The sequence below is a fragment of the Pseudomonas gingeri genome, assembly GCF_013385425.1.
Taxonomy (GTDB): domain Bacteria; phylum Pseudomonadota; class Gammaproteobacteria; order Pseudomonadales; family Pseudomonadaceae; genus Aquipseudomonas; species Aquipseudomonas gingeri_D.
Window position 1 is genome coordinate 133,043 of record NZ_JACAQA010000003.1, and the last position, 18,672, is coordinate 151,714.

The following is an 18,672-nucleotide window of genomic DNA, read 5'->3' on the forward strand; positions in this document are numbered from 1 at the left end:
AGGAAGAACAATTTATGAGCGAACAATTGATCGAGCACGTGACCCCGGACAGCCTGACCGAACTGCTGCAAGGCGCCGGCTACCGGGTCAATCGCACCGAGCAGAACGGTATCGTGCAACTGCTCAGCGCCAGCCAGGGCATCGGTTACGCCGTGCGCTTCGGTAATCCAGCGGCCGGCGAGGGGGGTTATGTCGACTTCACCTACAGCTGTGCCCTGCGGGTGCAAGGTGAGCTGCCGGCCGGCCTGGCCGAGTTGTGGAATGCTTCGCGGCGTTTTGCCCGCATGTCGGTACAGGGCGAGTTCCTGGTGATGGAAATGGATGTGGTGGTGGCCGCCGGTGTCAGCGCCAACTACCTGCACGGCAACCTGGAACTCTGGGATCGCCTGCTGCAGGAGTTCATTGTCTACCTGCGTGACTACAGCCAGCGGGCGGCGCAGTTGCAGGCCCAACCGCAAGCCGGTGTCGAGCCTGTGGCCCATGAGGAGGAGGCGACCCTGTGAAAAAACGCAACCTGTTGGCCGGCGCCGGTGTGCTGGCCGTGCTGGTCGGTGCGGTGGCCCTGGTCATGCGCCCGGGCAGCGATCCGGTGGCGGCGGTGCAGCCGGCACCTGCCACGCTGCAACCGACGTCGAACGCCCCGGCCGTGGCCCGCCTGGGTAACCAGCAAGTCGATGCCCAGGAACTGAAAGCCGTGTTTGCGGCCCTGCCGGCCGATTCCCGTGAGCAACTGCGTGGCAATCGTGCAGCCCTGGAAAGCTGGCTGCGGACGCGCCTGGCGGAAAAGGCGCTGATCGAACAGGCCGATGCCCAGGGCTGGCCGCAGCGCCCGGATATCGAGCAGCAGACCCGCGCCGCCGCCGAGCAGATCGTCTTTCGCAGCTACCTGGCGTCGGTCAGCCAGGTGCCGGCGGACTACCCCAGCGCCGAGGAACTGCAACAGGCCTATGACAGCGGCAAATCGGCCTGGCAGACGCCGCCGTTGTACCGGGTCAGCCAGATTTTCCTCGCCGTGCCGGATCAGCAGTCGCTGGAAAGCGTGCGTAAACAGGCGGTGGAACTGAGTCGTCGGGCCCAGGCCGCACCGGGCGAGTTCGCCGCGCTGGCGGGCCAGTATTCCCAGGATCGCGACAGCGCCAAGCGCGGTGGCGATGCCGGTCTGCAACCGCTGCAGCAACTGCTGCCGGAGGTGCGTGGCGCCGTGTCGCGGCTCAAGACCGGTGCGGTGGCGGATCCGGTGCAGAGTCCGGCGGGCTTCCATATCGTCAAGCTCAACGAAATGCAGCCGGCGCGCACTGCGACCCTGGACGAACTGCGTGACCGTCTGCGCGAAGCGTTGCGCAGCCAGCGTCAGGAACAGATTGCCAAGGCTTACCTGGCAGGCATGCTCAACACCGCGACCTTGAGTATCGACGGTGCGGCCTTGAACCAGGTGCTGGAAGAAAAGCCCTGACAAGAAATTGCCATTGGATGGTTGGGCGTCCCCGGATGCCGACAGGGAGTCAGTATTATGTCGTTGAATGAAGACGCCCCGCGAGTGGGCGTCATGGACTACCACAGCCCGAGCGAGCCGCACGAGCCCTGGCTGGCCTTGGCCAGGCTGATGGAACCGCAGATGGCCCAGGTCTTTCTGGCCAGTGCCCGCTGCGGCTGCTTTATGCAGGCGGCGCGCAGCTTGAATATCAAGTCGACCCAACTGCGCAAGCAGTTGGCGTTGCTGGAAGAACGCGCCAATCGACCACTGCTCGTGTATGAGGGCAGTAGCCTGATCCTCAGCCGCGACGGCCAGCAGTTGCAGGCGCAACTGCTCGCTTTGGCCCATGAACGACGTCTGCCGATCATGGAACAGCCGTTGGTACGCCTGGCGATTGCCGAATCGATCCTGCACGACATCCTCGGTCGCGACCTGATCGCGCTGTTGCGCCGCAATGCCAGCATCCGCCTGGAAATCATCCCGGTGGACAGCGTGATGTCCTTGCAGGCCTTGAGCGCCGACGTGGTGGTCTGGCTGTGCGGCCCGGACTCGCCGGTCTCGGGGCCGAGCTTCGCCATCAGCCCGCCGCAGCCCCTGGTACGGCTGGATTACCTGCCGCATATCGCCAAGCGTTATTCGAGGGTGGCGGCGCGCCCGGATGTGATTGCCGATCTTGAAGACTACATGTTGGTGCAATGGCAGCACGACCGGCAGATCGACGACTTCCAACCGTGGAACCATCTGGTGGAGCAGCGCCTGGCGGGCGTGGTGCAGGTGCATTCCTATGAGCTGATGCTGGAAATGATCCGATGCGGCGCCTGCATCGGTTTGTTGCCTTGTTATATCACCCGTTTCGATCGTGGGCTGGTGGCACTGCCGGGGTTGTTCGAGGAACCCATGCAGCGTCGGGCCTGGCTGGCGACTCGCCGTGAGGCCGAGGGCAGGGAAGAGGTGCAGTTGATCGTCGATCTGGTGCTGGGCACGTTCAGGGAGCGGCGGGAGTGGTTTGAGTAGCGGTGATGCCAGCTCGTGGGTTTTAGATTTGCAGTCTACAGCCAAAATATTGGCTTTTTTTGAGAGTTGGTTAAAAAATATAAAAAACATAGACATATTCTTGACGATATCAGCTTGATATCCCACTATGGCGTGCTTGAGTAATTGACTTTACTCATGTTTTTTTGACGCCATCGTTCTGAAGACTCTCCATGAAAAGGCGACACAGCCCTTAAAAGAGAGCGGGCGGCGCAGGAAAGATCAGCCATCAAGGCGAATAGCCTCGGCTCCCTTCCAGCAGTGCCAGCATCAGACGATGAAGATTGCGCCACATTTTCTCTTGGGATGATTTATGTCTGCCGAACGGATACTGGTTACAGGGGGCGCCGGCTTCATTGGCTCTCATCTTGTGGATGCGTTATTGGCCAAAGGCCATGCCGTTCGGGTCCTGGACGATCTGTCCAGCGGTAAGGTGAGTAACCTGCCGATGAACAATGCTTCCCTGAAGCTGGTGGTCGGTGATGTCGCCGATGCCGCCGTCCTGGCTGAAGCCATGCAGGGTTGCAGTGCGGTGGTGCACCTGGCCGCCGTGGCCTCGGTCCAGGCCTCGGTCGAAGACCCGGTGCGTACCCACCAGAGCAATTTCATTGGCACCCTACGGGTTTGCGAGGCGATGGTCGCCGCCGGTATCCGGCGTGTGGTGTTTGCCTCCAGCGCGGCGGTGTATGGCAATAACGGGGAGGGCACCGCGATTGCTGAAGACACGCCCAAATCCCCCCTGACACCCTATGCGGCGGACAAACTCGCCAGCGAGCACTACCTGGATTTCTACCGCCGCCAGCATGGACTGGAGCCAGTGATCCTGCGCTTCTTCAATATTTTCGGGCCGCGCCAGGACCCGTCATCGCCGTACTCCGGAGTCATCAGCATTTTCAGCGAGCGGGCGAAAGCCGCACGGCCGATCACGGTGTTCGGCGACGGTGGGCAAACCCGCGATTTTGTCTATGTCGAAGACCTGGTGAAGATCCTCGTCCAGGGTCTCGAATGTGCGCAGCCTCCCGTCGATGCCACCAATGTCGGGCTCGGTGGCGTGACTACGCTCAATGACCTGATTGCCGCCCTGGAACAGATCAGCGGCAAGTCCCTGAACCTGAGTCATGCCCCGGCCCGCTCCGGAGACATCCGGCACTCCAAGGCGGACAACCGCCGTTTGTGCGAACGCTTTGAGCTAGGGGCGTCGACCGCCATGGCCGACGGTTTGGCACGCCTCTATCGCAGTCTTTAGTTGCATCGCCTTGCAGGCGCCCGATTGCGTGGCGCCGGTAGTCTGATGTTGCGCGGATTGATCTACTAAAGAGTGAGTTATGAAAATCGAGTTTTCCAGGGCGCGCGTCTGCAAAATGGTGCGGCGTCTGTTCGCCGCGTTGGCATTGTGTGTAACGAATTCAGCGTTACAGGCCGCTCCGGCGGCTCCCGCCAGCGTCGGATTCTGGTACGCCGAGCAGCCGCCCTTGCAGGAGTTGGCACAGTTCGAATGGGCCGTGGTCGAACCCGGCCATATGACCGGTGCCGATGTTGCCACCTTGCGCAAACTCGGCAGCCAGCCATTCGCCTACCTGTCGGTGGGTGAGTTCGACGGCGACCGTGCCGCCCTGGACAAGGAAGCGCTGACACAGGGCGCCAGCAGCATCCGTAACAAGGCCTGGGACAGCCAGGTCATGGACATCGCCACGCCGGCCTGGCGGGAACATCTGTTCAAGCGCGCCAAAGCGTTGCAGGAGCAGGGCTATGCCGGCCTGTTCCTCGATACCCTCGACAGCTTTCAATTGCTCCCCGAAGCCAACCGCGAACCGCAGCGCAAGGCGCTGGTAGCGTTTCTGCGCGAGCTGCACCGCCGCCAGCCAGACCTCAAGCTGTTCTTCAATCGCGGCTTCGAGGTACTGGCTGAGCTCGATGACGTAGCCTCGGCCGTCGCCGTCGAATCGATCCATGCCGGTTGGGATGCCTCGGCCAAGCGTTATCGCCCGGTGTCCGAGTCCGACCGCAACTGGCTTGAAGGTGAGCTCAAACCGCTGCGGGCGCGGAATATCCCGCTGGTGGCCATCGACTACCTGCCGTCCACGCGGCGTGAAGAAGCCCGCAAACTGGTCCGTCAGTTGAGCCAGGAAGGCTTTATCCCGGTGGTCACGACCCCGGACCTCAATGCCATCAGCATGAGCACCGTGGAGGTGCAGCCGCGGCGTATCGCCATGCTCTATGACCCGCGTGAAGGTGAACTCTATGATCACGCCGGCCACCGGATGCTCGGAGGCCTGTTGGAATACCTGGGTTATCGGGTGGATTACCTGCCGGTCGACGACAGCTTGCCGTCCTACAGCTTCGCCGGTTTGTACGCCGGGGTGGTGGTGTGGATGACCAGCGGCCCGCCGCAAGACAGCCGTGCCTTTTATAGCTGGATCGGCAAGCGCCTGGATGAACAGGTCCCCCTGGCGATCATGGCCGGCCTGCCGATCGAAGACCGCTCGCTGCTCAAGCGCCTGGGCCTGAACCTCGCCGCGCCGGGGGATCGCGATACCTTGCAGGTACTCGGCCAGGACAAGGCGCTGCTCGGTGCCTTTGAGGCGCCAGTGGTCCCACGCAGCCGCGAGCTGACCCGGGTGACGCTGCTGCCCGGCGGACCGCAACCGGGCTTGTTGCTGGGTGACGGCAAGGGCGGCAAGTTCGCCCCCGTGGTCACCGGCGACTGGGGCGGCATGGCCCTGGCACCCTATGTCGTGGAAGCCAACGTCGAACGGACCCGCTGGATTCTCGATCCGTTCGCGTTCATCCAGAAAGCCTTGCGCCTGCCGGCCCAGCCACGCCCGGACAGCACTACCGAAAATGGCCGGCGGATCGCCACGGTGCATATCGATGGCGATGGTTTTCCGTCCCACGCCGAAGTGCGCGGCACGCCGTATTCCGGGCGCCAGGTGCTGGCCGACTACATTCGTCCCAATCCGTTCCTGACCTCGGTGTCGATCATTGAAGGCGAGGTCGGGCCCAAGGGCATGTCGCCTTTCCTGGCCCGGGAGCTGGAGCCGATCGCCCAGGAGATCTTTGCCGATCCCAAGGTCGAAGTGGCGACCCACACCTACAGCCATCCGTTCTATATGCAGCCGGACAAGGCCAGGCAGGACGAAGATTTCCATGCCGAATACGGCTTGCGGCTGAATATCCCGGGCTACAAGACCCTCGACTACCAGCGCGAGATCGTTGGCTCGCGGGACTACATCAATAGCCGTCTGACCACCGCGAAAAAGCCGGTGAAGATGATCTTCTGGCCGGGTGATGCGTTGCCAAACGCGGAAACCATCAAGCTGGCCTATGACGCCGGGCTGAAGAACGTCAACGGTGGCCAGACCATCCTGACCAAGGCCAATCCGTCGCTGACCGGCCTGTATCCCTTGTTGCGGCCCACCGCCGGTGGCTTGCAGTACTACGCGCCGGTGATCAACGAGAATATGTACACCAACCTGTGGAAGGGGCCGTACTACGGTTTTCGCGATGTGATCGATACCTTCGAGTTGACCGACAGCCCACGACGCCTGCGCGGCATTCATCTGTATTACCACTTCTATTCGGGGACCAAGCAGGCATCGATCAAGGCCATGACCGACATCTACCAGTTCATGCGCGGCCAGCAACCGATGTCGTTATGGATGAGCGATTACCTGGATCGGCTTCACGGTCTGTACCAGGCCAGCCTGGCCCGCACCGGCGAGGGTGACTGGCAGGTGCGCGGGATGGATGGCTTGCGCACCCTGCGCCTGGATCCGGCACTCGGCTGGCCGGACCTCGGCCGCTCCCAGGGCGTGGCCGGTGTCCGTGATCTGCCCCAGGGCCGCTATGTGGCGCTGAGTAGCGACCGCGCGCTGCTGGCCCTGCGCCCTGAGCGTGATCCTCGCCCGGCGCTGGAGCTGGCGAATATTCCCTTGCTTGACTGGCGGTATGTGAATGACCGGCAGGTGACCTTCGCCTTCGCCGGCGAATTCAACCTGGAGTTTTCGGTACGCTCGGCCGGCGCCTGCCGGGTCGAGGTTGACGGGCAACATTACGCGGGCCGGTCCGAACAAGGCCTGTGGCATTTCCAACTTCCGCTGAAGCAGGTGAGCGATGCCCAACTCCTCTGCAACTAAGGCTAAAAGCACGCGGCTGCTCAATCCCTGGGCGCTGCTGCTGGTGGCGATCGCCGTCGGCGTGCTGCTGTGGGCGACCTTTCATAATGAAGAAGCCTTTCGTCCCAAGGGTGGCGCGCCGGACGAGGTTTCGGCCAGCTACGCCGAGGTGCTGCTGGCGGCGCACCCGCAGAACAGCGAGCTGCGAACCCAGTTGCTCGACCTGCTGATCCAGCTGGGTGAATACCCACGCGCCGAAAAGCATCTGGCTGAATGGCCGCAAGCCGATTCGACCCTGCAAACCTATTATCGGCTGCAACTCGATGCCCTGGCATTGAACAACAGCAGCGATAGCCCGGCATTGCAGGCGCTGGCCGAACGTTTCAAGGCCTTCGACTACAAGTCGTTGCCAACGCCCCAACTCGAACACCTGGCGCCGTTGGCCCTGAGCGCCCAGGCACCGGGCCTGGCCGCGGATAGCTATGCCGAACTGGCGCGCCGCGATCCGCGACAGCATGACCAACGGCTGACCGAAGCGGCGAAATGGTACCTGGCCAGTGAACAGCCCGGACGGGCGGCGGATCTCTATATCGAGCTGCTTGCAAGTAGCCAGAAACCCGAAGAGCGGCGCCAGTTCCTCCAGGCCGCCTTCGAGGGCCTGGTAGCCGCTGATCGAGGCGATCAGGCGGCCGAGCTGCTGGCCAGGGAGTTGCTCGCGCAACCGGATGGCCAATTCGATCCGGCGCTGCTTGACCTGGGCGTCGATGTGGCGGTGGCGCATAACCGTACCGACCTGGCTGAGCAGTTTTTTAGCGAATGGCGCAAATTGCAGCCCGACAGCCCGCAAGTGCTGGCCAAGGAGTTCAAGCAGCGCCTGGCCTTCGGCGATCTGCCGGGGGCGCACGCGGCGGGCTTGCAACTGCTCGAACAGCGCCCGGACGATCCGGCGTTGCTGGAGCAGATGGCCCATATCGCCGAATGGCAGGACGACTCGGTAGCCGCGCTGGGCTACTGGATCGCCCTGAGCAAACTGCGCGACAACCCTGCTGAATTCGAGCACACCTGGCGCCTGGCGATGCAGACCTACGACTTCGATCGGGGTATTCCGGTGCTGGCGGGGATCATGGACACGCGAGCGTTGACCAATGTCGAGCTGGATGCCCTGGTGTACGCCGAAGAGTCACGTGGCACTCCCGAGCAGGCTGAAGCCTGGTTGCGTCGTTATGTCGCCAAGTATCCGAAACATCGCCTGGCCTGGGTCCGGCTGTTGCAGAACCTGGAAAACACCGAGCAATACACGGCGCGCCTGGACGTCTGGCAGAGCTTCGCCAAAGGTTTCCCGCTGAGCAGTACCGAGCGCGTGGACTGGGCCAACAACCACCTCAAGCTGTTTGACAGCCCGTCGGCCTGGAAGGTGATCACGGCGGTCGATGGCAACAAGATCAATGATCTCGACTATTGGCAATCCCGCGCGGCGCTGGCCTGGGACCTGGAGCTGGACGACGAGCTGCGGCTCGCGCTGGAGAAAATGCTCGCCATCAAGGGCTCGCTCAATACCGGCGACGAGAGTGAGCTGATTGCTCTCTATCGAACCCGGGATCCACGCAAGGCCTTGCAGTTGACCGTCGACAGCTGGAAGCAGGGCCACGCCCCGCAACGGCTGGTGGCCGCCTTGCAACTGGCCCAGGAACTTCAGGACTGGCCGCTGGTGATCGATCTGCTCAAGGATGCCGAGCAGTACCCGGAGGCTTCCGAGCGGTCCCAGGTGCTGGCGGCCCGTGGTGCGTTGGCCGTGCAGCAAGGGCAGAGCGAGGAGGCCTTGCGCCTGTATCGCCTGGGGTTGAGCCGTTTCCCGGATGATAATACCTTCCGTGAGCGCCTGCTGTGGCTGTACGTCGACCTGGGCCGTAGCAGCGAAATCAAGCCGTTGCTGCAGCAATGGCGTGCCCTGGCCCGTAGCGACAGCAGCTTGTGGCTGCCGTTTGCCGCCGCCAGCCAGTTGGTCGGGCGCAACACCGAGGCCCTGGCCTGGTATCGCCTCTACCTGCAAGCCAACGCCGGGGACTGGATGGTCCAGGCGGCCTATGCCGATGCGCTGGAAGGCGCCGGTTACGCCGAGTCGGCCCAGCGCTTGCGGCTCAAGCTCGACCGCGAGGTGACGCCGGAGCAGATTCGCGCCACCCCGCAGGGCTACAGCACCTGGTTACGCCTGCTGGCCAGCAGCTATTCGTCGCGCAAGGCGCTGAACCAGGCAATGCAATGGCGGGATGGCTCCAAACCGATGCTGCAACTGTGGTTCGACCAGTTGTTGGCACGCCTGGATAACCTCAATCAGTCGGCGCAGAAAGACGACTGGTTGGCCTGGGCCCGTAGCCGTGGCCTGAAGATCAATGGCTACGAGCAGATCCAGGAAGCCCTGCGCGGCAGCAATCGGGCCGCATTGGAACACCTGGTGAGCAGCGGCGAGCTGGATCCGGCGCAGCAGGTCGAGGCGCTCAATAGCCTGGGACGCGGCGCTGAAGCCCTGGCCGTGGACCTGTCGGCACTGGGTGACGATCAGCCGCCGGCGATCCGTGAGCAATTGCGCCGCCAGGCCATTGAAATGACCGAGCGCACCCCGCAGGGCGTGCTGCTCGCCTGGGAGCATCAGGACTACGGTGGACTGGTATTCAACGGTCCACGGCTGACCAGCGCGCGTTATCTGAACGACAACTGGTACGCCAAGCTGGTGCTGGAGCAGGGTCGATACAGTGGCGAGACCCTGGAGCCGTCGCGTTTGGGCAGCGAGACCAATACCGAGCTGACCTTGCAGCGGCAACTGGAGAGTGGCAATTACAAGCTGATCTTCGACAGCAGCCTGCGCCAGGACGATGACCGCAATGGGCTCGGTGTCAGCCGGACCTGGCAGGTGGACAGCGGCAACGAGCTGGATGCCGGTGCCGACTGGCACCGCAAGAACGAGGACAGCGGGTTGATGCGCGCGTTCGGCCGCCAGGATGATCTCTGGGCCGGCGGACGGCATCGCTACTCGGCTCGTGACCAGTTGTCCTGGAACCTGGCCCAGCGCTGGTTCGCGACCCGCGGCGGCGATGATCTGGGCAAGGGCCAGGCACTGAAGATCGAGTTTGACCACACCTTGCAGTTCGAAGGGCCGAACTGGGAGCTGCGCAGCGGTATCGACTACCAGCAGAACAGCTTGAACAACCGCTCACTGGCCAATCTGGCCAATACCCTGGGCGGGGGCATCGACCTGGCCGGGCTCGAACTGGACGATCCGAGTCAGATCACCAGCCAGACCTTGCTGCAGAAACAGTACGGCCAGTGGTTCTTCGGCAGTTCCTGGCGGCGCGGTTTCCCCGGCGCACTGAACCGCACGCGCGGGCAGTACACCTGGCTGGTGGATCTCAGCACGGGCTGGCAGTGGACCGATAACACCATCAACTACGCCGTCAGTACCGGTGTCGGTACCGAGGTATTGGGCAATGACGAATTGGCAGTGACCTTCGGCTACCAGTCGGCGCCGCAAGGCGGCACAGGCAAGTCTGGCGGTACTGCGGGCGTCAGTTACAGCGTGCGTTTTGGACGCTGATCATGGAATTCAAAGAGGAGTTAACCTTATGCAAACGATTCGTTGCGTGAGTCTGGCGATGGTCGCCGTGTTGATGGCCGGTTGCAGCAGCTTTACCGGCCAAAACAGTCCGGAACTGTCGAGCAAGGCCCGTTGGGGGGTGTTGCCGCTGGTCAACTATTCCCAGACGCCACAAGCCGGTGAGCGCGGCGAGCAGATCCTGCTCAGCGTGTTGAGCAGCCGTGGCCTGCAACCGCAGGTCTATGCCGGCGCGCCAGGGCAGGGCGAACAGGCCCTGCTCGACGATAACGAGCGCCTCGCCGGGGCAATGGACTGGGCCCGTGAGCAGAAGCTCGACTATGTGGTGTCCGGCAGCGTCGAAGAGTGGCAGTACAAGAACGGCCTGGATGGCGAACCGGCGGTGGGTATCAGCCTGCGGGTGGTCGAAGCCGGCACCGGCAAGGTCCTCTGGAGCAATAGCGGTGCCCGCGCCGGCTGGTCCCGCGAAAGCCTGGCCGGCGCGGCCCAGAAGGTCCTCGACAAGCTTGTCGGCGGCCTGCGGATCGAGTGACTGCGATGAACTCTCCACACATGGACTACGCGCTGGCTCCGCGCGCCAGCGGTCCGGCGTCTTGGCTGGAAACCTTCCTGGTGACCGCGCTGGTCATCGGCTTCGGTCTCTGGCTGACCCCTGAAGACCCGTTGCAGGTACGCGGCGGGTTTCCCTGGTCGCTTTTGGCGCCGCTGTTGCTGGGGGTCCGTTACGGCTTTGTCCGTGGCCTGATCAGTGCCAGCCTGCTGGTGGCGACGTTCTTCGTCCTGCGCCAGTCGGGACTGCAAGGTTACGCGCAGATCGCGCCGTCCTACATTGTCGGCGTGCTGGTCTGTGGGATGCTGGTAGGTGAAGTGCGGGATCTGTGGGAACGGCGCCTGTTGCGCTTGCAGATGGCCAACGAGTATCGCCAGTACCGGCTCGACGATTTCACCCGGGCGCACCAGATACTGCGGGTCTCCCACGATCGCCTGGAGCAGCGCCTGGCGGGCAGCGACCAGAGCCTGCGCAGCTCGTTGCTGGGCCTGCGTGAGCGCCTGCGTGCCGCGCCCAATGGCGAAGATTCGCTGTCGTTGCTGGCCGAACCGGTGCTGACCTTGCTCGGCCAGTACGGTTCGTTGCGGGTGGCCGGGCTGTACCGTCTGGACTCGCCGCGCGACTCCGCACCGAGCTTGACCCTGTTGGCCTCCACCGGGGTCATGGGGCCTCTGGACAACCAGGACCTGCTGGTCAAGTTGTGCCTGGAGCGCGAAGAACTGGTGAGCGTGCGCGAAGAGCTGATCGACGCTGGCGGCCAAGCCTCGGTGTCGTCGTTGCAGGCGTGCATTCCGCTGCTGGATACCGAGGGCCGGATGCTGGCAATCCTCGCGGTCCGGCAGATGCCGTTCTTTGCCTTCCAGGAACGGACCCTCAGTCTGCTGGCCTTGCTGGCCGGGCATATTGCCGATCTGCTGCACCACGACCCGCAGGTGCTGCAACTGGAGGATGCCGACGCCCAGCACTTCACCCGCCAGCTCAAGCGTTCGTTGGTGGATGTCGAGCGGCACGGTTTGTCCGGCTGCCTCTATGCCTTCGAGCTGACCCGGAGCAACGATGAGCTGGCCCGGCTGTTCGAACGCAGCCAGCGTGGACTGGACCTGCACCTGACCCTGGCCAACAACCGCGGGCATGCGTTGTTACTGGTACTGCTGCCGCTGACCAGCGCCGAGGGCGCCCAAGGTTATCTGATGCGTCTGGGCAAGCTGATCCACGAACACTTCGGCATGAGCGTGGAGCTGTCCGGCCTTGGGGTCAATGTCTTGCCTTACGATCTGGAGTCGGCCCGGCAACGGGACGGGCTGCGTAACTTCCTGCATAACGAGTGTGGCCTGAATGTTCAGCAAGTGGCTGTTTAGCGGGGCGCTGTTTTTCGAAGCCGGGAGCTGGGCCAGTCTGACGACCCGCCTGCCCGACCTGCAGATCGCGCTCCTGTACACCATGACCCATGGCATCGCCTGCGGCCTGTTGACCGCGGCGGTGTGGCTGTTGCTGCCGGCGCGTTACCGCGCGCCGTTGCCATGGAGCCCGTTGTTTATCTTCAGCCTGGCGTTTTTTGTGCCGCTGATCGGTGCCGTGGGAGTGGTCGCGGCGATCTTTCCGGCCCTGTACCTGCCACGCAAGCGCGAGATGCAGATGTGGCAGGCAGTGGGCATTCCCGACCTGCCGTTTCGGGCGCAGATCCAGCTGCATTCACCAACCTTCGGCGACAGTGGCCTGCAGGATGTGTTGCGCCATGCGTCGGACCCGGACCAGCGCCTGGCGGCACTGCTCGCCACTCGACGGATGCCGGGCAAGGAAGCGGTGCCGATTCTCAAGCTGGCCCTGGGCGATCCGAGCGACGATGTCCGTCTGCTGGCGTATTCGATGCTCGACAAGCAGGAAAGCGATATCAACCTGCGTATCCAGTCTTCCCTCGCGCAGTTGCCCGGCGCGCCCGCACAGAAGGCCGGGGCCCTGCACGCCACGCTGGCTCGCTGGTACTGGGAGCTGGCCTACCTGGGCCTGGCCCAGGGCAGCGTCCAGCAGCACGTCCTCGGCCAAGCCGGCGAGCATGCCGAGCTGGCGCTGAAAGCGGGTGAGGGCGGTGAGTTGCTGCTGCTGGCCGGGCGTATTGCCCTGGAACGCGGCGATATCGGCAAGGCGCGCCTGCATATGCACCAGGCCGAGCAGGCGGGCATGGACCCGGCCAAAGTCCTGCCGTTCAGTGCTGAAATTGCCTTTGAAACGGGACGCTATAGCGAGATTCCCGGGCTGTTGAAAAGCCTGCCGCCGGAGCTGCAACAACGCCCGCCCTTTGCCGGGCTGGTAAGGACCTGGACATGAAAAAGCCCGCCAATCCAACGCCAATCGCCGATGTCTGCCTGCTGCTCGAAGGTACCTGGCCCTATGTACGCGGCGGTGTATCCGGCTGGATTCACCAACTGATCCTCGGGTTGCCGCAACTGACCTTTTCGGTGCTGTTCATCGGTGGCCAGCGTGAAGCCTATGGTCAGCGGCGCTATGAGATCCCGGCGAACGTGGTGCATATCGAAGAGGTGTACCTGGAGGAAGCCTGGCGTAATCCGAAGCGCAAGCGGGTCGCGCACAGCGCGTCCCTCGAAGAACTGAGCAATCTCTACCGCTATCTGCACAACCCCGAGAAGCCGCCCGCCGAGCTGGGCTTTGGCGTGCTCGATGCCCTGGCCCAGGGGCGGATTACCCTGGACGATGTGCTCTATAGCCGCCCCAGCTGGGAGGCCCTGACCGAAGGTTATGAGCAGCATTGCGCCGATCCGTCCTTCGTCAATTATTTCTGGACCCTGCGCACCATGCAGTCGCCACTGCTGATGCTGGCCGATGCCGCCCGACGGATGCCGCGAGCACGGGTCCTGCACTCGATTTCCACCGGTTATGCGGGGCTTGTGGGCTGCATCCTCAAGCAGTTGTGGGGTTGCCAGTTGCTGTTGAGCGAGCATGGGATCTACACCAAGGAGCGCAAGATCGACCTGGCCCAGGCCAGTTGGATCGCCGAAAGCAACAACCAGGCGCTCAACGACAGCATGGTTACCGGCACCGGTTATATCCGCATGCTCTGGGTGCGCTTCTTCGAACGCATCGGCCATCTGGTGTACGAGAGCGCCGACCAGATCATTGCCTTGTACGATGGCAACCGCCAGCGGCAGATCAAGGACGGCGCGCCGCCGGCGCGTACCCAGGTGATCCCCAACGGCATCAACCTGGAGCTCTGGACCCAGGCCCTCAACGCTCGTGCCGCAGGGATCGCGCCGGTGGTCGGGCTGATCGGTCGGGTCGTGCCGATCAAGGATGTGAAGACCTTCCTGCGCGCCATGCGCGGGGTGGTCAGCGTGATGCCGCAGGTCGAGGGCTGGATTGTCGGGCCGGAAGAGGAAGACCCCGAATACGTCGCCGAGTGTCGCAGCCTGGTGGCCAGTCTGGGCCTGGAAAAACAGGTGCTGTTCCTCGGCTTCCAGAAAATCCAGGAGATCCTGCCGCAACTGGGCCTGATGGTCCTGACCTCGATCAGCGAGGCGCAGCCCCTGGTGATTCTCGAAGCCTGGGCCGCCGGCACGCCGGTGGTGAGCAGCGACGTCGGCTCCTGCCGCGAACTGATCGAGGGCGGCACCGCGGCCGACCGTGATCTCGGGCTGGCCGGGGAGGTGGTGGCAATCGCTGATCCACAGGCCACGTCCCTGGCGATCACCGATCTGCTGCGCAGCCCCGAGCGCTGGAAGTCGGCCCAGGCCGCGGGTTTGCTGCGGGTTCACCGTTACTACAGCGAGACCTTGATGATCGACCGTTATCGCACGCTTTATCACGCTGCCATGGGGACTGTGTAAATGGCCGGCATCGGTTTCGAACTGCGCAAGATTCTCTCGCGCGACTCCTACACGGCGACGCTGCACGCGTATGTCTACGCCGGCCTGATCAGTTCCGGACCCTGGGTCCTGTCGATTCTCAGCGTGATGCTGGTGGGGGTCATCAGCCTTGGGCTGGTGGTCCCGGAGGTGTTGATCCGCCAGTTCCTGATCACGGTGACCTACCTGATGGCCACGTCGCTGATCCTCACCGGCGGGTTGCAGCTGTTTTTCACCCGTTTCGTCTCTGACCGCCTGTTCGAGCGCAAGTACGAGCAGATCCTGCCGAACCTGGTCGGCGTGCTGCTGCTGGTGACCCTGGGCTCCGGGCTGCTGGGCATCATCCTGTTGGCCACGCTGTTCGACCAGCCGCTGGTCTACCGGTTGCTGACGCTGGCCAACTTCGTGGTGCTCTGCAACTTGTGGCTGGTGATCATCTTCCTCTCCGGGATGAAGGCCTATAACCGCATCCTGGTGGTGATGCTGGCGGGTTATGCGCTGATGGTCGGCAGCGCGTTCTTCCTGCGTTACCTGGGGATGGAAGGCTTGCTGCTGGCGTTGTTGCTCGGCCACAGCACACTGCTGTTCCTGTTTCTCTACGACATCCTGCGTGAGTACCGCGCCGAGAAACTGGTGGCCTTCGACTTCCTCGATCGGCGCCAGGTATTTGTCAGCCTGCTGCTCACCGGGCTCTGCTACAACCTGGGGATCTGGATCGACAAATTGATCTTCTGGTTCAACCCGGACACCTCGAGCCAGGTGATCGGACCGATGCGCGCCTCGATTCTCTATGACTTGCCGATCTTCCTCGCCTACCTGGCGATCATTCCCGGGATGGCGGTGTTCCTGGTGCGGATCGAAACCGACTTCGCCGAATGGTACGACCGCCTGTTCCGCGCGGTGCGTGATGGCGAGACCTTGCGGCATATCGCTTCGTTGAAAGCCGAAATGACCTTCTCGATTCGCCAGGGCCTGCTGGAAATCTGCAAGGTCCAGGGGCTGACGGTGGTCCTGCTGTTCCTGTTCGGTCCGCGCCTGCTGGAGTGGCTGGGCATGTCCAGCTACTACTTGCCGCTGTTCTACATCGACCTGATCGGGGTGAGCATCCAGGTGGTGTTCATGGCGATTCTCAACGTGTTTTTCTACCTCGACAAACGGGCGATCGTGTTGGAACTGTGCCTGTTGTTCGTCGTGCTCAACGCCGCCTTGACCTTTCTCAGCCTCTACCTGGGGCCGAGTTTCTTCGGTTACGGGTTCACCTTTTCGCTGCTGGCGTGCGTGCTGCTGGGGTTGGCGCGCCTGTCGACCGCGCTGGATGACCTGGAGTACGAAACCTTTATGCTGTCGCGCTAAGGGGTAAAACGGTCTTGCGGTAGCGCAAGAGCGGATGCCGGAGCAGGCTTTGCCAGCTTGCCGCGAATCACTCTACACTGGCCGGCCTTGTTATTTTTATGGATAAAAAAACGATGCCAGCCGACACCCCCTCCATCGTCATCGAGCGTTTTCGCGAAGCCCATATCGACGGCATAACGGCTCTCTATAACGAACCCGCCGTTTGCCGCCAGGTACTGCAAATGCCGTTTCAGTCTGCCGAAGTCTGGCGTCAGCGGCTGCTCCAGCGCCAGGACAATGAACGCTTGCTGTCGTTGGTGGCGCTGCATCAGGGTGTGGTGATCGGCAGTTGCTCCCTGGAACAATACGCTCGTGTGCGCCGCAGCCACGCCGGCACCATCGGCATGGGCGTGGCAAGCGCCTGGCAGGGCAAGGGCGTCGGTTCGAAACTGCTGGCTGCCGTGCTGGATGTGGCCGATAACTGGATGAACCTGCATCGGGTCGAGTTGACGGTGTATGCCGATAACGTCGCCGCCCAGGGTCTGTATCGCAAGTTCGGTTTCGAGGAGGAGGGCGTGATGCGTGATTATGCGATTCGCGACGGTGGTCTGGTGAATACCCTGAACATGGCGCGGTTTCGTCGGCCAGCCTGAACATCCGCCTTGCGCCGAACCACTGTGGGAGCGGAGCTTGCCCGCGAAGCTTTTAGCGATCCTCCACTCCCCGCGGAAGGCCATGCTGTCAGCGTTCGACAATGCCCGGTCGAGTTAATCGCACATCCCGTGGTGCGATCTGCCATGATCGGGCCTTCGATTCAGGTTCACCCACGGAGCGCTCCAATGAATGGTGTACAGCAACTGGGGGAAATGCTTCGGCACTACGCCGAGACTGAAACACACAAGAAGCAACTGTTTGAAAAGCAATCGGCACACTGGACGGCGCGCATCGTCGAGTTGTTCGATCGCATGGAACAGTGGCTGGCCCCGGTAAAGAGCCCGAACCTGCTGGAAACCCAGCGCGAAGCCTACGTGGCTTTCGGCCCCAACCTGGCGGTGGAAGTCTCGCCCTTCAAGACCCAGAAGTTGACGATCCAGATCGCCGGCAGAGTGATGGAGTTTGTCCCGGAGGTCATGGGCACTGGCGGCACGATTTCCATCGCGGTCATGGGCCATACGGCGGCCCGGCATGGCAGCGTTTCGCTGGTGGGTGTGCCGGGAACTGGCGATTGGCAGTGGCGCAAGACCAACGGCCTCAAGGACGCGGACATCTATCCGTTCGATGCCGACTTCCTGGCCCTGCAGTTGCAGAGCCTGATTCCCCGCGAATATCACTGAAGCGTCCGCTGTGGTCGCGCCCGGATTCCCACAAGAAAAAAAGCCCGAGAGGGTTTGCCGGGCCGCAAATCCTGTGACACTTTATCTGCCCCATAGGTCGGGTGGCATTTTCATGTTTAACCCCGACCTTCTTATCGAAACCGTTTAGAAGGATTCAGTTCATGGCTCAAGTCACCCTCAAAGGCGGCCCGGTTCAGGTCAACGGTCAATTGCCGCAGGCCGGCGACAAGGCTCCAGCATTCTCCCTGGTGGGCGCAGGTCTGGCTGACGTTACGCTGGGCAGCTTTGCTGGCAAGCGCAAAGTGTTGAACATTTTCCCAAGCGTCGATACCCCGACCTGCGCGACCTCCGTGCGCAAGTTCAACGCCCAGGCCAACGACGTGGCCAACACCGTGGTGCTGTGCATCTCGGCTGACCTGCCGTTCGCCCAGGCACGCTTCTGCGGCGCCGAAGGCCTGGAAAACGTCCTGAACCTGTCGACCCTGCGTGGCCGTGAGTTCATTAAGGACTACGGCGTTGAAATCGCCGACGGCCCGCTGGCCGGCCTGACCGCTCGCGCCGTCGTCGTGCTGGACGAGAACGACAACGTGTTGCACAGCGAACTGGTCAAGGAAATTGCCGAAGAGCCTAACTACGAAGCGGCCCTGGCTGTTCTGAAGTAATGGCAAGGAGTCGGTTTGCGGTGAAGGCGAGACTGCTATCGCCAGCAGGCCGACTCCCATATTTATTGAGTTCGACGATAGTTAGCGGTGAAACGCCAATTTTGTAAGCCGGTAATAGCAGGGCTAAAGATGACATCGCTATCTAGGAAAGCCCGCTTCAAGGTAGGATTTCGTGTTTACAAGGAGGCAAACACATGGCTCAAGTCACCCGCAGGGGCGTAACGGTCCAGATCAACGGACAATTACCGCTACCCGGCTCCCAGGCTCCCGCGTTTTCCCTGGTGGCCAAGGACCTCTCCGATATCACCCTTGCCAGCCTTGCCGGCCAGCGCAAGGTGTTGAATATCTTCCCCAGTGTCGACACTCCGACCTGCGCCAAGTCCGTGCGCCAGTTCAACGAACGCGCCAACCAGCTGGAAAACACCGTGGTGCTGTGCATCTCGGCTGACCTGCCATTTGCCCAGGCACGTTTCTGCGGCGCAGAAGGTCTGGACCAGGTCGTCAACCTGTCCACCTTGCGCGGCCGCGAGTTCATGCGCGACTACGGCGTGGAAATCGTCGATGGCCCCCTCGCAGGCCTGACTACCCGTGCGGTCGTAGTCCTCGACGCGCACGACAAGGTGTTGCATAGCGAACTAGTGGCGGATATCGGCCAGGAACCCGATTACGCGGCGGCACTCGCGGCCCTGCAATAAACGGCTCTGAAACA

Annotated in this window: 15 protein-coding genes; all 15 read left to right on the forward strand. The window is 62.6% G+C overall.

Annotation, left to right across the window (positions count from 1 at the left end; all coding sequences use genetic code 11):
* Window positions 1-14 precede the first annotated feature (14 nt).
* The 15 genes from HX830_RS03290 to tpx (HX830_RS03360) all read left to right on the forward strand — a co-directional run bounded on the left by HX830_RS03290 (window position 15) and on the right by tpx (HX830_RS03360) (window position 18,658).
* Window positions 15-503, forward strand: coding sequence for a YbjN domain-containing protein (locus HX830_RS03290; protein WP_177098961.1), 489 nt, complete (start codon window positions 15-17; stop codon window positions 501-503).
* Window positions 500-1,453 (forward strand): peptidylprolyl isomerase, encoded by a 954-nt coding sequence (locus HX830_RS03295; RefSeq protein ID WP_177098962.1) that lies wholly within the window; start codon window positions 500-502, stop codon window positions 1,451-1,453. The genes HX830_RS03290 and HX830_RS03295 overlap by 4 nt, the downstream gene beginning before the upstream one ends.
* A gap of 57 nt (window positions 1,454-1,510) precedes the next feature.
* On the forward strand, window positions 1,511-2,488 hold the full coding sequence (locus HX830_RS03300; RefSeq protein ID WP_177098963.1) for a LysR family transcriptional regulator: 978 nt from the start codon (window positions 1,511-1,513) through the stop codon (window positions 2,486-2,488).
* Window positions 2,489-2,819: 331 nt separating this feature from the next.
* Entirely contained in the window at window positions 2,820-3,752 is a 933-nt protein-coding gene (locus tag HX830_RS03305; RefSeq protein WP_177098964.1) for an NAD-dependent epimerase/dehydratase family protein, read from the forward strand.
* Between the two features lie 79 nt (window positions 3,753-3,831).
* Window positions 3,832-6,642, forward strand: a complete 2,811-nt coding sequence (locus tag HX830_RS03310; RefSeq protein WP_177098965.1) for a bifunctional glycoside hydrolase 114/ polysaccharide deacetylase family protein — start codon at window positions 3,832-3,834, stop codon at window positions 6,640-6,642.
* Complete coding sequence (locus tag HX830_RS03315; protein ID WP_177098966.1) at window positions 6,620-10,210, forward strand: tetratricopeptide repeat protein; 3,591 nt, start codon at window positions 6,620-6,622, stop codon at window positions 10,208-10,210. Before HX830_RS03310 ends, HX830_RS03315 begins: the two co-directional genes overlap by 23 nt.
* 28 nt (window positions 10,211-10,238) lie before the next feature.
* On the forward strand, window positions 10,239-10,760 hold the full coding sequence (locus HX830_RS03320; RefSeq protein ID WP_177098967.1) for a penicillin-binding protein activator LpoB: 522 nt from the start codon (window positions 10,239-10,241) through the stop codon (window positions 10,758-10,760).
* A gap of 5 nt (window positions 10,761-10,765) precedes the next feature.
* The gene (locus HX830_RS03325; RefSeq protein ID WP_177098968.1) at window positions 10,766-12,136 is read left to right on the forward strand and encodes a PelD GGDEF domain-containing protein; all 1,371 of its coding nucleotides are present in this window, start codon (window positions 10,766-10,768) and stop codon (window positions 12,134-12,136) included.
* Window positions 12,114-13,103, forward strand: coding sequence for a HEAT repeat domain-containing protein (locus tag HX830_RS03330; protein WP_103494081.1), 990 nt, complete (start codon window positions 12,114-12,116; stop codon window positions 13,101-13,103). Before HX830_RS03325 ends, HX830_RS03330 begins: the two co-directional genes overlap by 23 nt.
* Complete coding sequence (pelF, locus tag HX830_RS03335) at window positions 13,100-14,617, forward strand: GT4 family glycosyltransferase PelF (protein WP_177098969.1); 1,518 nt, start codon at window positions 13,100-13,102, stop codon at window positions 14,615-14,617. The genes HX830_RS03330 and pelF overlap by 4 nt, the downstream gene beginning before the upstream one ends.
* A complete protein-coding gene (pelG, locus tag HX830_RS03340; RefSeq protein ID WP_177098970.1) occupies window positions 14,618-15,988 on the forward strand; it encodes an exopolysaccharide Pel transporter PelG in 1,371 nt (456 codons plus the stop codon).
* 113 nt (window positions 15,989-16,101) lie between these two features.
* The gene (locus tag HX830_RS03345) at window positions 16,102-16,620 is read left to right on the forward strand and encodes a GNAT family N-acetyltransferase (protein ID WP_177098971.1); all 519 of its coding nucleotides are present in this window, start codon (window positions 16,102-16,104) and stop codon (window positions 16,618-16,620) included.
* Window positions 16,621-16,806: 186 nt separating this feature from the next.
* Window positions 16,807-17,301 carry a hypothetical protein gene (locus tag HX830_RS03350; protein WP_103494085.1) on the forward strand — a complete coding sequence of 165 codons (495 nt, stop codon included), beginning with the start codon at window positions 16,807-16,809 and terminating at the stop codon, window positions 17,299-17,301.
* 161 nt (window positions 17,302-17,462) lie between these two features.
* Window positions 17,463-17,963, forward strand: coding sequence for a thiol peroxidase (tpx, locus tag HX830_RS03355; RefSeq protein ID WP_100943143.1), 501 nt, complete (start codon window positions 17,463-17,465; stop codon window positions 17,961-17,963).
* 194 nt (window positions 17,964-18,157) lie between these two features.
* Entirely contained in the window at window positions 18,158-18,658 is a 501-nt protein-coding gene (gene tpx / locus HX830_RS03360) for a thiol peroxidase (RefSeq protein ID WP_152738934.1), read from the forward strand.
* Window positions 18,659-18,672 lie beyond the last annotated feature (14 nt).